The organism is Enterobacter sp. HMSC16D10 (assembly GCF_001807145.1).
GTDB classification, from domain to species: Bacteria; Pseudomonadota; Gammaproteobacteria; order Enterobacterales; family Enterobacteriaceae; genus Enterobacter; species Enterobacter roggenkampii.
This window is the reverse complement of the sequence record NZ_KV787902.1, coordinates 156473-169780: the sequence shown is the minus strand read 5'-3', so window position 1 is coordinate 169780 and position 13308 is coordinate 156473. Positions and strand designations below refer to the sequence as shown.

The following is a 13308-nucleotide window of genomic DNA, read 5'->3' as shown; positions in this document are numbered from 1 at the left end:
GGCCGGGTAAGGCGAAGCCGCCACCCGGCAAAAGCAAAAACCTAGTGGTGCAACATCTCCTCCACCACCTGCTCTTTATACATCTCGTTCGGATAATAGGTCGGCCAGTTATCCATCTCTTTCAGCAGCGCCTCGTGGGAGGTATTGCCCATGAAAATATGGAAGTGCGAAGAGGCCTTCGGGCCGATGGTATGGTCGCTGAACTGGACGAACTTCGGCGCCTTGCTGCTGGCGTCCTTGCACTCAAAGAGATAGCGCACGCCTTTCTTGCCTGACGCGTAGGTCAGAATTTTGTAGCCGCTGTAATCGTACTGGCAGCGGCTGACCGCTTTCCCCTGATGGAACTCCATCACGTTATTTTCGATACCGATGGCATCCACGTCCGTCGCATAACCCGTGCGGTAGTAGGCTTTCACCTCATCAAAGGATTTGCTTTTATCCTTCTGCGCTTTCTGCTTAAAGACCGGATCCAGCGAACCATCGAGCAGGAACGGATAGACCGACTGCCAGGTGCCGTCCCAGTCAGACAGCGCTCTGTCCTTCACGTCTTTATCCTCAAACACGCCGTTCGCCGCTTTCTGTTCTGCTTCGGTCATCTGGTGGCCGTGCGAGTGAGCAAACAGCTGGCCGCTGATCAGCAGCGCCCCCAGAGTCATGGCAAATTTCCCAATATGTGCAGCCAAAGTAACGCCCTCATTCCGTTTTATAAGAATGAGGATGTTATATTATAACATTTCAGATCGCAACCAGCCCGCGAACGCCTTCCTGCTCCATATTTTCACCCCGCCCGCGCTGAATAATGGTGCCGCGGGACATCAGCAAATAGCTGTCGGCCAGCTCGGCGGCAAAGTCGTAAAACTGCTCAACAAGCAGGATCGCCATGTCGCCTCTGTTTGCCAGGGTGCGGATCACGTGGCCGATCTCTTTAATGACGGAAGGCTGTATGCCTTCGGTCGGTTCATCCAGGATCAGCATCCGCGGACGACTCGCCAGCGCGCGACCAATCGCCAGCTGCTGCTGCTGCCCACCCGAGAGATCGCCCCCGCGACGGTGCTTCATCTCTTTGAGCACCGGGAACAGCTGCCAGATCTCCTCCGGCACCTGCTTCGCCTCGCGGGCGGAAAACCGCGATAGCCCCAGCAGGAGATTCTCCTCCACGGTCAGGCGCGGAAAAATCTCGCGTCCCTGCGGGACATACGCCACGCCAGACTGCACCCGCTGGTGCGGTTTGCTGTGGGTAAGCGTTTTCCCCTGCCAGATGACCTCCCCGGTTTTCGCCGGGATCAGCCCCATCAGACACTTCAGCAGCGTGGTTTTCCCCACGCCGTTGCGCCCCAGCAGACAGGTGACTTCGCCGGTGACCGCCTCAAAGCTCACGCCGCGCAGGATATGGCTGCCGCCGTAATACTGATTCAGTTCGTTGACCTGTAGCATTCCCTCTCCTTAACGTCCCAGATAGACCTCAATCACCTGCTCGTTGGCCTGCACGTCGCGAAGCGACCCTTCCGCCAACACCCGCCCCTGATGCAGCACCGTCACGTGGTCGGCAATCGTTTCTACAAAGCCCATATCGTGCTCCACCACCATCAGGGAGTGCTTGCCCGCCAGCGTTTTGAACAGCTCTGCGGTGTATTCCGTTTCCGCGTCGGTCATTCCGGCGGCGGGTTCATCCAGCAGCAGCAGATGCGGGTCCTGCACCAGCAGCATGCCGATCTCCAGGAACTGTTTCTGTCCGTGGGAAAGCAGCCCGGCCCGTCGGTCGCGCTCCGCGCTAAGGCGCAGCAAAACCAGCATCTCGTCGATCCGGTCACGCTGCTCCCCATTGAATTTTGCCCGCAGGCTCGCCCAGACGGATTTATCCGTTTTCATGGCGATCTCCAGGTTTTCCCACACCGTCAGCGCTTCAAAAACCGTGGGCTTCTGGAATTTACGCCCGATGCCCTGGCGGGCGATGGCCGCAGGCTCCAGCGCGGTCAGGTCGATGGACTGATCGTAAATCGCCCTGCCGCTCTTTGGCCGCGTTTTGCCGGTGATGACGTCCATCAGCGTGGTTTTACCCGCACCGTTGGGGCCAATCACGCAGCGCACCTCGCCCACGCCGATATTCAGCGAGAGATCGGTCAGGGCCTGAAAACCATCAAAATTGACGTTAATGGATTCAAGCTGAAGCACCGGGTCAGTCTGGTCCCGGTAGCGATCGCCGGGCAGCTGGCGGGTAAATAATCCTTCCGTTGGCTGCATCATTTCTCTCCCTTACGCAACAGACCGTAGACGCCGCGCGGCAAGAACAGCGTGACGGCGATAAAAATCAGCCCCAGAAACAGCTGCCAGTACTCCGGCATCGCGACGGTGAAGAAACTTTTCGCCCCGTTCACCAGCGCCGCGCCAATCACCGGCCCCACCAGCGTGCCGCGCCCGCCCAGCGCCACCCAGATGGCGGCCTCTATCGAGTTCGTCGGCGACATTTCACCGGGGTTAATAATGCCGACCTGTGGGACGTACAGCGACCCCGCCAGACCGCACAGCACGGCAGAAAGCGTCCACACCAGCAGCTTGAACCCGCGCGGATCGTAGCCGCAAAAGGTCAGGCGGTTTTCGGCGTCGCGCACGGCGGTCAGGATGCGGCCAAACTTGCTCTTCGCCAGCGCAAACCCGGTGCCCAGGGCCAGAAGCAGCAACAGCACGGTCGCCAGGAACAGCGCGATGCGGGTGGTCGTTTCCGTTACCGAAAACCCGAGCAGCGTGGTAAAACCGGTAAAGCCGTTATTGCCGCCAAACCCGGTTTCGTTCCGAAAGAACAGCAGCATCCCGGCATAGGTCAGCGCCTGGGTCATAATCGAGAAATAGACCCCTTTGATCTTCGAGCGGAAGGCAAACCAGCCAAACACCAGCGCCAGCAGGCCCGGCACAAGCACAATCAGCACCAGCGCCCAGGCAAAGTGCTGGGTGCCCCACCAGAACCAGGGCAGCTCGCTCCAGGAGAGAAACGACATAAACGCGGGCAGACCGTCACCTGCCGCCTGGCGCATCAGGTACATGCCCATCGCATAGCCGCCCAGGGCGAAGAAGAGGCCGTGCCCAAGGGACAGCATACCGGCGTATCCCCACACCAGATCCAGCGCCACCGCCACGATGGCATAGCAGAGGATCTTGCCAATCAGCGTCAGCATCCAGGTCGACAGCGCCAGCGGATGCGTCGCAGGCAGTAAGGCGAAAAACGGCAGTATCAGCAAACACACCACCAGCAGGCTGCCCACTATCTGCGTGGTGCGTGGCGCTTTGCGCGCCAGCGTTAAGGTCAGCGGCTGGCTCATCAGTCAATCACCCTCCCTTTCAGCGCAAACAACCCCTGCGGGCGTTTCTGAATAAACAGCACGATCGCCACCAGAATCACGATCTTGCCCAGCACCGCCCCCATCTGTGGTTCAAGGATTTTATTAAAGATCCCCAGCCCAAACGCCGCGGCCACGCTGCCTGCCAGCTGGCCTACGCCTCCGAGCACCACCACAAGGAAGGAGTCGATGATATAGCCCTGGCCCAGCTCCGGCCCGACGTTACCGAGCTGCGATAGCGCCACGCCGCCTAACCCCGCAATCCCGGAGCCAAGCCCGAACGCCAGCATATCGACGCGCCCTGTCGGTACCCCGCAGCAGGCGGCCATGCTGCGGTTTTGCGTCACCGCCCGCACGTTAAGCCCCAGACGGGTTTTATTCAGAATGAGCCAGGTAAAGAACAGCACCATCAGCACGAAGCCCAGCACCACGATGCGGTTCCACGGCAGCGTCAGGTTAGCAAAAACCTGCACCCCGCCGGAGAGCCATGCCGGGTTCGCCACCTCCAGGTTCTGGGCACCAAAGGTCATGCGCACCAGCTGGATAAGCATCAGGCTGATGCCCCACGTCGCCAGCAGCGTTTCCAGCGGACGACCGTACAGATGACGGATCACCGTGCGCTCCAGCGCCATTCCAATGCCCGCCGTCAGGCAGAACGCGACCGGCAGCGCGATAACGGGATAGAGCACCAGCCACTGGGGCGCAAGCCCGGCCATCGCCTGCTGCACCATCCAGGTCGCATATGCCCCCAGCATCAGCATCTCGCCGTGGGCCATATTAATCACGCCCAGCAGGCCGTAGGTGATAGCCAGCCCCAGCGCGGCCAGCAGCAGCACCGACCCAAGGGACAGCCCCATAAACGCCTGGCCCAGCAGGTCGCCCCACATCAGGCGGTGCTGGATCTGGCTAAGACTCTCTTCTGCGGCCGCGCGCACCGCGCTATCCGGCTCCGTCTGTGGCTGGGTAAACGGGGTGAGCCTGGACTGCACGTCCGGATCGTCTGACTGGCCTAACAATTCGACGGCCTTGCGACGCACTTCCGGCTGCGGGCTGGCCAGCTGGAGATTCGCGACCGCCAGCAGCAGCGCCTGACGCGCCACGGCGTCCGTCTCATCGTTCACACGCTTTTCCAGAAAAGCGAGCATCCCGGGCTGGGCATCGCGCTGCAGCTGACGCGCCGCCGCCCGCCTTTCGGTGACACTGTCACTTACCAGCTGATGCGTGGCGATAGCAGTTGCAGCCAGCACGCGCAGCCGGTTCGTCAGGCGCACGGCTTTGGTTGGGCCCTCTGCCGTATGACTGTCCCCCAGCGGGATGACGTTGCCATCGCGTTGTGCAAAGGCGTGCTTTTGCGTATCGACGTAGAGATTTTCCTTTTGCAGCGCCTCAAGGAGCGGCAGTCTTGACGCATCCGGCGCGGCGGCCCACTGCGTCAACAAATCCGCCTGCTGGCTGCGGCTGGCGGCAACAAAACGATCGGCATCCGATGCCTGCACCATCCCTGGCAGCAGTCCGGAAAGCCATACAAGAGCGATGAACAGGCGCATGGCGTTCATGACGTTTCTCCCTGCGGTGATGGCTTAGTTGCTGGCGGTTTTCATCGGCTGGTCGGGCTTTTTGTCATTCCCGGCGATGAACGGGCTCCACGGCTGGGCGCGTACCGGCTGTTCGGTCTGCCACACCACGTTAAACTGACCGTTGCCTTCGATTTCACCGATCATGACCGGCTTGTGCAGATGATGGTTGGTGGCATCCATGGTGAGCGTAAAGCCTGACGGCGCCTTAAAGGACTGACCGGCCATCGCCGCACGCACTTTGTCCACATCGGTAGTGCCCGCTTTTTCCACCGCCTGCGCCCACATGTGAATACCTACGTAAGTGGCTTCCATCGGATCGTTAGTTACGACGGTATCGGCGTTCGGCAGCTTGTGCGCCTTCGCATAGGCTTTGTAATCCGCTACAAACGCCTGGTTAGTCGGGTTATCCACGGACTCAAAGTAGTTCCAGGCTGCCAGGTTACCCACCAGCGGTTTGGTGTCGATCCCGCGCAGCTCTTCTTCACCCACGGAGAACGCCACCACCGGCACGTCCGTCGCCTTCAGCCCCTGGTTAGCCAGCTCTTTGTAGAACGGCACGTTGGAGTCGCCGTTGATGGTCGACACCACGGCAGTTTTGCCGCCCGCGGAGAATTTTTTGATGTTGGCGACGATGGTCTGGTAGTCGCTATGGCCAAACGGGGTATAAACCTCTTCGATGTCCTTATCCTCCACCCCTTTCGAATGCAGGAACGCGCGCAGGATCTTGTTGGTGGTGCGCGGATAGACGTAATCGGTGCCCAGCAGGAAGAAGCGCTTCGCCGCGCCGCCGTCTTCACTCATCAGGTATTCCACCGCCGGGATAGCCTGCTGGTTCGGCGCCGCGCCGGTATAGAAGACGTTTGGCGACATCTCTTCGCCTTCATACTGCACCGGATAGAACAGCAGGCCGTTCAGCTCCTCAAAGACCGGCAGTACGGATTTGCGCGACACCGACGTCCAGCAGCCGAATACCACCGCCACTTTATCCTGGCTCAGCAGCTGACGCGCCTTCTCGGCAAACAGCGGCCAGTTTGAGGCCGGATCCACCACCACCGGCTCCAGCTTCTTGCCCAGCACGCCGCCTTTGGCGTTGATCTCATCGATGGTCATCAGCGCGACGTCTTTCAGCGGGGTTTCAGAGATGGCCATGGTGCCGGACAGCGAATGCATGATCCCCACCTTGATGGTATCGGCCGCCTGCGCGCCAAAACTCATCCCCATCGCCACGACGGACGCGGATAACGCAAAAGCTTTTAATAAGGTACGACGCTGCATATTTTCACTCCTGAAAAAGAACGCTGTGCGAAAACGTCCGGTACGGCGTGGACGCGGAAAAAAAAGTGTCAGCGAAGCAGGAGCAAAAAGAGTGCCAGAATGGAGATAGCGCTATTTCTGGGAGGGGAACGCCGGATGTAAAGAGAACGACTCAGAATGGTACAGCGCTGCACTTTTATAATGCAGCGCCGTATAACGGGGTTACCAGACTTCGCTGGCGATCTGCGTGACCAGCCGGACTTTGTCCCACTGCTGGGCTTCGCTCAGGCTGTTGCCCTCTTCGGTCGAGGCAAAACCGCACTGCGGGCTGAGGCAAATCTGCTCTTTTGCCACGTATTTCGCCGCCTCTTCGAGACGGGCTTTAATTCCCTCCGGATTCTCCAGCTCGCCGTTTTTTGTAGTGATAAGACCCAACACCACCTGCTGTTTGCCCGGGCGAACAAAGCGCAGGGGCGCGAAATCCCCGCTGCGGTCGTTATCATATTCGAGGAAGAAGGCGTCAACGTTGACCGTTCCGAACAGCACTTCCGCTACCGGCTCGTAGCCGCCCTCGGAAATCCAGGTGGAACGGAAATTGCCGCGACAGACGTGCAGTCCGATGGTCAGATCGTCCGGCTTGCCCTCCAGCGCCTTGTTCAGCACGCGGGCATAGATGCGCGCCAGCTCATCGGCGTCGTCGCCGCGCTCGCGGATCTGACGGCGCTGGTCGTCCGAACAGAGATAGGCCCAGACGGTATCATCCAGCTGCAGATAACGGCAGCCCGCGTCGTAGAAGGCCCGGATGGCATCGCGCCACGTGGTCGCCAGGTCATCAAAATAGACGTCAAGGTCCGGATACACGGTCGCATCAATATCTTTGCGACCGCCGCGGAAGTGCAGCACGCTTGGGCTCGGAATGGTCATTTTTGGCTGGGCGTTACCGCTGATGCTTTTCAGATAGCGGAAATCGTCCAGCATCGGGTGCTCGCCAAAGCCCAGCTTGCCGGTGACGCGCACGCCGTGGGCTTTGGTTTGCACGCCGTTAAACTGGATGCCCTGCTGGGAATCGTAACGCTCAACGCCCTGAAGACCGTCGAAGAAGTCGAAGTGCCACCAGGCACGGCGAAACTCACCGTCGGTCACCACATGCAGGCCGCACGCACACTGCTGCTCGACGACGTGGCGAATGGCCTCGTCCTCCACCGCGCGAAGCTGTCCGGCATCAATCTCGCCGCTGGCAAATTTCAGGCGAGCCTGCTTGATGGCATCCGGGCGTAAAAAACTGCCGACTACGTCGGCGCGGTACGGGGCGTGGTGTCGTTGCATGGCAATCTCCTCAGTCTGCCGGCAATAATTGCCCGCAGTGATAATTCATCATTCGAAGCTTTAGACTTCTGGATGTCTAAATGTCCAAAAACAATGTCATACCTCACCGGTGCCGGCAAACGAGAAAATTTCACGGGTGTTGAAAAAAATTCATCTTCACAGCGCGGCGACGGACGCCTCGCTGGCAAACGCGTAGCGTTCATCTTCCCAGCCGGTGATGCCGCCGAGCATGATTTTGACCGGCAGCCCGAGACGCGCCAGCTTCAGCGCGGCTCTGTCCGCGCCGTTACAGTGCGGCCCTGCGCAGTAGACGACAAACAGCGTCCCTTCAGGCCATTGGGCCATGCGCTCAGCGGTCATCTGGCTCCACGGCATATGCAGAGCGCCCGGCACATGGCGACGGGCAAACTGCTCCGGGCTCCCCACCACGTGCAGCAAAACAAAGTCCTGCTCATTATGCGTGATGGCATGATGCACATCGGCGCAGTCGGTTTCGACGCTCAGGCGACGCAGAAAATGGGTAACGGCTTCCTGCGGTTCGGCAGCCGGAAATTCAGTAACATAGCTCATGATCCTTCCTCATCTTTGGCGTTTGTGTTAACACTACTCTATCCACAAATTCAGCTCATGAATGCGCTCGCTTATGCCAGAAAACAGCAAAAAGATGACAACGTTAAGACAGATTGCCCGCCCGAAGGTGGTGGTGCTGGCGTATGACGGTCTGTGTACCTTTGAGTTTGGCGTGGCGGTGGAAATCTTCGGCCTGCCGCGCCCCGAGCTGGGCGACGACTGGTATCGTTTTGCCGTGGCAAGCGTTGATAACGGTGAGCTTCGGGCGACAGGCGGGATCCGCATCATTACCGATGGCGATCTCTCCCTGCTTGCGTCTGCCGATCTGATCGTGATGCCGGGCTGGCGGGGGGTGGACTCGCCGGTTCCGGACGCGCTCTGCAACGCATTACGTCAGGCCAGCGCGCGGGGCTGTCAGCTACTCTCCATCTGCTCGGGTGTATTTGTGCTGGCCGCCTCCGGTCTGCTCAACGGACGCAAAGCCACGACGCACTGGCGCTACATTGAGACGCTTAAAGCCCGCTACCCTGACATCGACGTGGTCGAGGATGTGCTCTACCAGGACGAAGGCGAGATCCTGACTTCCGCAGGCAGCGCGGCGGGGATCGATCTCTGTCTGCACGTCGTGCGTCGGGATTTCGGGATGGAAACCGCCAACAGCGTGGCGAGGCGGCTTGTCATTCCCCCTCACCGGGATGGATCTCAGCCGCAACAGCTGAGCCGCCCGGTGGCGCAGCTGCGGGAAAGCCAGCGCCTTGGTCAGCTGTTTGATTTTCTGCACACGCATCTCACCGAGCCGCATAGCGTCGACTCGCTGGCGCGTCGTGTCGGTATGAGTCAGCGCACGTTTCTGCGTCGCTTCGAAGCGGCAACGGGAACGACGCCTGCCCGCTGGTTACTCAATGAGCGCCTGCTGCGGGCGAAAGATTATCTGGAAAGCAGTCGTTTAAGCATCGACAGCATCGCGGAACAGACCGGGTTTGGTCAGGCATCGACGCTGCGTCATCATTTTCGCCAGCAGTTCGCGATTTCCCCGGCCCAGTACCGTAAACAATTTTCTCATGCCGGTACTGCCCGCTGAGGCGTCAGTCTTTTGGTTTTGCTGGAATACGGAGAACCGGATGGTCACCACACACGTTTTTATCGCAACCAGTCTTGATGGCTACATCGCCCGACACAATGATGATATCGACTGGCTGCTGCAGCGCGATGACCCGAATGAGGATCATGGCTACACGGCGTTCATCGCGGACAAAGACTGGATCGTGATGGGCCGGGGGAGCTATGAGAAGGTGCGGACCTTTGAGACATGGCCTTATGACAGGCCCGTGCTGGTGCTCTCCCGACAGCTGGTCGACACGCCCGTACCCGACGCGCTGAGGGGCAAAGTACAGTTTTCCGGCCGCACGCCAAAGGAGGTGCTCGACGATCTGGCGAGGCAGAACGCCCGTCGCGTCTATCTCGATGGTGGGCAAGTCATACAGTCGTTCCTGCGAGAAGGACTGGTGGCCGATATGGTGATCACAACCGTTCCTGTCCTGCTCGGTTCGGGAAAATCGCTGTTTGGCGCCCTTCCCGGGGATATCGATTTGACGCTGGTCTCCAGCCGCTGCTTCCCTTCGGGTCTGGTGCAGTCGCACTATCGGGTGACGCCATAACCCCACGGCCAACACCGCTACGTTATGCGCAAAAAAAAACCGCCAAAAAATGGCGGTAAATGCTTGCATGGATAGATTTGTATTTTGGTCTCTACGTCCCGACACTCCATGGCCGGGCTGCGGATCCCATACAACCTAACACTCGTTGTCTTAACGAAGGTTAAACAGTTTTATTAACCTGCATGGGTATTGATCTGCAAATAACGCATAAGCCCCTGTTCAGCGCTCTGTTTTGCATCATCATTAATGGCTTCAAGATAAAAGGATCGCGCTACGCCATAAGGTGCCTTTTCAGAAGGAAACACCGCAAACTGGAATGTTTTCCCTCCCTCTTGATGAGTACAATCTAATTCCCAGCGCAGATCGTTAACTTTTTTGCTGCCGCAGGCAACAAGGCCATAGTCGCTGGTTAAATAAGAACCAACGCGAATTTCTGCTGATTGAATATATTCTGGTTCGTCATTAGCTGCATAACGAATTCCCACAACAGCCCCGATCGCAACCGCCAGAAGCGCAAGCGCTATTATTTTTTTCATTAGTAATGACCCATTCCTTAGCCAGAGACTCTCTATTATATAGGATTTGTCCTTAATGCAAATATCCAACTTTGGTCCAGAAATGGAACATTTACCATACATATATGTACTTTAGGAAAAGTCTTAAGCCTTATTATGAACGTACATTATTTGACATTCTCTTTGCGCTAGTTTGAATATTTGAATAATAACAATAATAAATAATCGGCATCATTAAGCCGCAACGTTATTCGGCGGCGACCTCATGGTTAAAAAAGTTTTATCTCTCGTGATGCTTATCTGTGCCCTCTTTTCAGGCCAGCTTATGGCCGGGCACAAAGGACATGAATATCTGTGGGTAAAGAATGTGGATCATCAGCTGCGTCATGAAGCCGATAGCGATGAATTGCGAAGCGCGGCGGAGGAGTCGGCGGAGGGTTTGCGCGAACACCACCTGTGGTTGAAATCGCGCAAACCGGACACGCACGTTCGGTAGTTAGCTGCCCTTGCGTTTTGGCAGGGTTTTCATCAGATCGTCCGGGCTGACGGACGCCACAATACTGCCGGGCTGCGGCATTTTGAAGATGTGGTTTTTCATCTTGCCAATCACATGCATTTCGCAGGGACGGCAGTCAAATTTGAGGGTCAGCACTTCGTCACCGTTTACGAGCTGCATAGGCGTGGCCTTCCAGCTCTTGATGTTGCCTTTCGCCTGCTTAGGACACAGGTTAAACGCGAAACGAAGGCAGTGCTTGGTGATCATCACCGGCACATCGCCCTTCTCTTCATGCGCCTCATAAGCCGCGTCGATCAGCTGCACGCCGTGGCGATGATAGAATTCACGCGCTTTATGGTTGTAGACGTTGGCGAGGAAGGATAAATGCGTATCCGGGTAGACGGGCGCAGGAACGGTTTCCGCTTTACGGCTAGCGCGCGGGTAGTTCGCCAGGCGCGCGTCATCCAGCATCTCGGCGGTTTCACGGCGGAACTGGTTGAGCAAACTGTTCGGCACAAACAGGGCATCCGGCAGATTGACCTCAACGTTGCGGGCATAGTAAATCGTCTGCCCCAGCTTCGCGACGCCATCCTTCAGGCTGTTGAGCGCTTTCTCCGCGTTGTTTGCCACCGCGAACAGGCCATCAAGCGTATGCGTTACGCTGATGCCGTCTTCACAGGTCATGGTCAGAATCAGCTGCTCTTCCCAGCCGCCCAGTTCAATATCCACCGCGATACGACGCTCGCTGGAGGTTTTCAGCAGCGCCTGCTGCCAGTTATGATCGAGGTTACGGTTAAGCGCCGCGTTCGGCCGCGCCTTGTAGAGATCGGCCGGCATTTCGTTCGGCCATACGCGGTAGCGGTTCTCACCGGTTTTCTCCACCGTGTTGGCGCGGAAGCCCACGACCTCACGCTTAATCATCACGTTAAGGCCATCGCCGTTCGCCAGCGGCTCCGTCACCGCAACATCAAGGTGATCTTTCGCCACTTTCAGCACTTCCCCCACCGGCAAACCGATAAACTTCGGTGAGTCAAACGCGCCGATATCCCCTTTACGGGCATTCACGAAATAGTCCGTGCTGCCGCGGTGGAACGTTTTGTCCGTCGACGGAATAAAGAAATGCTCGGTACGACCGGCCGACGCGCGCGCCAGGTCACCGCGATCTTCGATGATGGCGTCCAGCATCTGGCGATAGTGCGCGGTGATATTCTTCACGTAGCTCATATCTTTATAGCGCCCTTCAATCTTGAAGGAACGCACGCCCGCGTCGATCAGCGCGCCCAGGTTGGCGGTCTGGTCGTTATCCTTCATCGAGAGCAGGTGTTTTTCAAATGCCACCACGCGGCCCTGATCGTCTTTCAGGGTATACGGCAGACGGCAGGCCTGAGAGCAGTCGCCGCGGTTGGCGCTGCGGCCCGTCTGCGCGTGGGAAATATTGCACTGGCCGGAATAGGCCACGCACAGCGCGCCGTGGATGAAGAATTCAATCGTCGCGTCGGTTGCCTGGTGAATATCGCGGATCTGATTGAGGTTCAGCTCGCGCGCCAGAACGATCTGCGAAAAGCCGACGTCGGAGAGGAACTTCGCCTTCTCTACCGTGCGGATATCACACTGGGTACTGGCGTGCAGCTCAATGGGCGGAATATCCAGCTCCAGCACGCCCATATCCTGAACGATCAGGGCATCCACCCCGGCCTGATAGAGATCGGTAATCAGACGTTGCGCAGGCTCCAGCTCATCATCATGAAGAATGGTGTTCAGGGTGACGAACACCTTCGCCCCGAAACGGTGGGCGAACGGCACCAGCTCAGCAATATCGCTCAGGCTGTTGCTGGCGTTATGGCGGGCACCGAAGCCCGGGCCGCCAATGTAGACGGCGTCTGCGCCATGAAGGATCGCTTCACGGGCAATGGCGGCGTCACGGGCCGGGCTTAAAAGTTCAAGATGATGGGATTGCAGGCGCATACTTCGTCGTTATCCGTTATGGTCAAAATGGCGGCTATTGTAGTCAGAAGTCTGCGTCAGCGAAACAGTTTTGCGTAGCCTCAGCGGGGATAATGAATGAGGGAGTGAAAATGCACCGTCCGGTCGCTGCTGTTGCGGTAGGCGTGCGGTTTATCGCCGGCAAAACGGACGCCGGAATCGGCAGAAATCGTCTGCCATTTGCCCTCGAGCTTCATCTCCAGCTCGCCGCTGACCACCACCACATGTTCAATCACCCCCGCCTCATGCGGCGTGGATTCACTCAGGGCGCCGGGGGCCAGGGTAATGGAGAAATAATCAAACCGGAGCGCCTCGTCCCACGGAAAGAGCGGCTTGACGACCATCGCCTGCTGCTGCGGGTCAAACACCGCCTGCCGGTCCGCCTCCGGCGTGATGAAGGCGGAAAACGGCACGTTCAGTCCCGTGGCAATTTTCCACAGCGTCGACACCGTGGGGCTGGATTCATTTCGCTCGATTTGCCCGAGCATGGCCTTTGATACGCCGGTTTCGTCCGCCAGCTTAGACAGGCTCCAGCCCCGTGCCTGGCGTAATGTTTTCAGTGTTGCTGCAAGGTGTTGTGTGATGTCCATATTTCCT

The 13308-nt window shown here is 58.1% G+C and carries 14 protein-coding genes; 3 read left to right on the top strand and 11 right to left on the bottom strand.

What is annotated here, in order from left to right; translation table 11 throughout:
- Positions 1–41 precede the first annotated feature (41 nt).
- From zinT to HMPREF3143_RS19775, 8 genes are all read right to left on the bottom strand, one after another.
- The gene (zinT, locus tag HMPREF3143_RS19810) at positions 42–683 is read right to left on the bottom strand and encodes a metal-binding protein ZinT (protein ID WP_070534155.1); all 642 of its coding nucleotides are present in this window, start codon (positions 681–683) and stop codon (positions 42–44) included.
- 52 nt (positions 684–735) lie between these two features.
- The gene (urtE, locus tag HMPREF3143_RS19805) at positions 736–1434 is read right to left on the bottom strand and encodes an urea ABC transporter ATP-binding subunit UrtE (protein ID WP_070534154.1); all 699 of its coding nucleotides are present in this window, start codon (positions 1432–1434) and stop codon (positions 736–738) included.
- A gap of 9 nt (positions 1435–1443) precedes the next feature.
- On the bottom strand, positions 1444–2241 hold the full coding sequence (gene urtD / locus HMPREF3143_RS19800; RefSeq protein ID WP_070534181.1) for an urea ABC transporter ATP-binding protein UrtD: 798 nt from the start codon (positions 2239–2241) through the stop codon (positions 1444–1446).
- Entirely contained in the window at positions 2241–3314 is a 1074-nt protein-coding gene (urtC, locus tag HMPREF3143_RS19795; RefSeq protein ID WP_063435475.1) for an urea ABC transporter permease subunit UrtC, read from the bottom strand. Before urtC ends, urtD begins: the two co-directional genes overlap by 1 nt.
- Positions 3314–4888, bottom strand: coding sequence for an urea ABC transporter permease subunit UrtB (gene urtB, locus HMPREF3143_RS19790; RefSeq protein WP_070534153.1), 1575 nt, complete (start codon positions 4886–4888; stop codon positions 3314–3316). The genes urtC and urtB overlap by 1 nt, the downstream gene beginning before the upstream one ends.
- A 24-nt stretch (positions 4889–4912) precedes the next feature.
- Positions 4913–6184 carry an urea ABC transporter substrate-binding protein gene (gene urtA / locus HMPREF3143_RS19785; protein WP_008502246.1) on the bottom strand — a complete coding sequence of 424 codons (1272 nt, stop codon included), beginning with the start codon at positions 6182–6184 and terminating at the stop codon, positions 4913–4915.
- A gap of 201 nt (positions 6185–6385) precedes the next feature.
- Positions 6386–7489, bottom strand: a complete 1104-nt coding sequence (locus tag HMPREF3143_RS19780; protein ID WP_023327455.1) for a cobalamin-independent methionine synthase II family protein — start codon at positions 7487–7489, stop codon at positions 6386–6388.
- Between the two features lie 156 nt (positions 7490–7645).
- On the bottom strand, positions 7646–8059 hold the full coding sequence (locus HMPREF3143_RS19775) for a rhodanese-like domain-containing protein (RefSeq protein ID WP_008502248.1): 414 nt from the start codon (positions 8057–8059) through the stop codon (positions 7646–7648).
- A 73-nt stretch (positions 8060–8132) separates the two neighbouring features.
- Here HMPREF3143_RS19775 and ftrA point away from each other — a divergent pair, with 73 nt between their 5' ends.
- Complete coding sequence (gene ftrA / locus HMPREF3143_RS19770; protein WP_070534152.1) at positions 8133–9140, top strand: transcriptional regulator FtrA; 1008 nt, start codon at positions 8133–8135, stop codon at positions 9138–9140.
- Between the two features lie 40 nt (positions 9141–9180).
- Positions 9181–9717, top strand: a complete 537-nt coding sequence (locus HMPREF3143_RS19765) for a dihydrofolate reductase family protein (protein ID WP_070534151.1) — start codon at positions 9181–9183, stop codon at positions 9715–9717.
- Between the two features lie 173 nt (positions 9718–9890).
- Here HMPREF3143_RS19765 and HMPREF3143_RS19760 read toward each other — a convergent pair whose 3' ends face one another.
- Entirely contained in the window at positions 9891–10253 is a 363-nt protein-coding gene (locus HMPREF3143_RS19760; protein ID WP_039025083.1) for a hypothetical protein, read from the bottom strand.
- Positions 10254–10497: 244 nt separating this feature from the next.
- Between HMPREF3143_RS19760 and HMPREF3143_RS19755 the strand changes: the two genes are divergently transcribed.
- On the top strand, positions 10498–10728 hold the full coding sequence (locus HMPREF3143_RS19755; RefSeq protein ID WP_070534150.1) for a DUF2554 family protein: 231 nt from the start codon (positions 10498–10500) through the stop codon (positions 10726–10728).
- Here HMPREF3143_RS19755 and HMPREF3143_RS19750 read toward each other — a convergent pair whose 3' ends face one another.
- Together HMPREF3143_RS19750 and HMPREF3143_RS19745 are read right to left on the bottom strand one after the other, a co-directional pair.
- Complete coding sequence (locus HMPREF3143_RS19750) at positions 10729–12693, bottom strand: peptidase U32 family protein (protein ID WP_070534149.1); 1965 nt, start codon at positions 12691–12693, stop codon at positions 10729–10731.
- Positions 12694–12773: 80 nt separating this feature from the next.
- Complete coding sequence (locus HMPREF3143_RS19745; RefSeq protein ID WP_008502254.1) at positions 12774–13301, bottom strand: helix-turn-helix domain-containing protein; 528 nt, start codon at positions 13299–13301, stop codon at positions 12774–12776.
- Between the last annotated feature and the right edge of the window lie 7 nt (positions 13302–13308).

Excerpts from the sequence above, each read along its gene's own strand:
- urtE (WP_070534154.1), bottom strand. The coding sequence starts at position 1,434 with ATGCTACAGGTCAACGAACTGAATCAGTATTACGGCGGCAGCCATATC.
- urtD (WP_070534181.1), bottom strand. The coding sequence starts at position 2,241 with ATGCAGCCAACGGAAGGATTATTTACCCGCCAGCTGCCCGGCGATCGC.
- urtC (WP_063435475.1), bottom strand. The coding sequence starts at position 3,314 with ATGAGCCAGCCGCTGACCTTAACGCTGGCGCGCAAAGCGCCACGCACC.
- urtB (WP_070534153.1), bottom strand. The coding sequence starts at position 4,888 with ATGAACGCCATGCGCCTGTTCATCGCTCTTGTATGGCTTTCCGGACTG.
- urtA (WP_008502246.1), bottom strand. The coding sequence starts at position 6,184 with ATGCAGCGTCGTACCTTATTAAAAGCTTTTGCGTTATCCGCGTCCGTC.
- HMPREF3143_RS19780 (WP_023327455.1), bottom strand. The coding sequence starts at position 7,489 with ATGCAACGACACCACGCCCCGTACCGCGCCGACGTAGTCGGCAGTTTT.
- HMPREF3143_RS19775 (WP_008502248.1), bottom strand. The coding sequence starts at position 8,059 with ATGAGCTATGTTACTGAATTTCCGGCTGCCGAACCGCAGGAAGCCGTT.
- ftrA (WP_070534152.1), top strand. The coding sequence starts at position 8,133 with ATGCCAGAAAACAGCAAAAAGATGACAACGTTAAGACAGATTGCCCGC.
- HMPREF3143_RS19765 (WP_070534151.1), top strand. The coding sequence starts at position 9,181 with ATGGTCACCACACACGTTTTTATCGCAACCAGTCTTGATGGCTACATC.
- HMPREF3143_RS19760 (WP_039025083.1), bottom strand. The coding sequence starts at position 10,253 with ATGAAAAAAATAATAGCGCTTGCGCTTCTGGCGGTTGCGATCGGGGCT.
- HMPREF3143_RS19755 (WP_070534150.1), top strand. The coding sequence starts at position 10,498 with ATGGTTAAAAAAGTTTTATCTCTCGTGATGCTTATCTGTGCCCTCTTT.
- HMPREF3143_RS19750 (WP_070534149.1), bottom strand. The coding sequence starts at position 12,693 with ATGCGCCTGCAATCCCATCATCTTGAACTTTTAAGCCCGGCCCGTGAC.
- HMPREF3143_RS19745 (WP_008502254.1), bottom strand. The coding sequence starts at position 13,301 with ATGGACATCACACAACACCTTGCAGCAACACTGAAAACATTACGCCAG.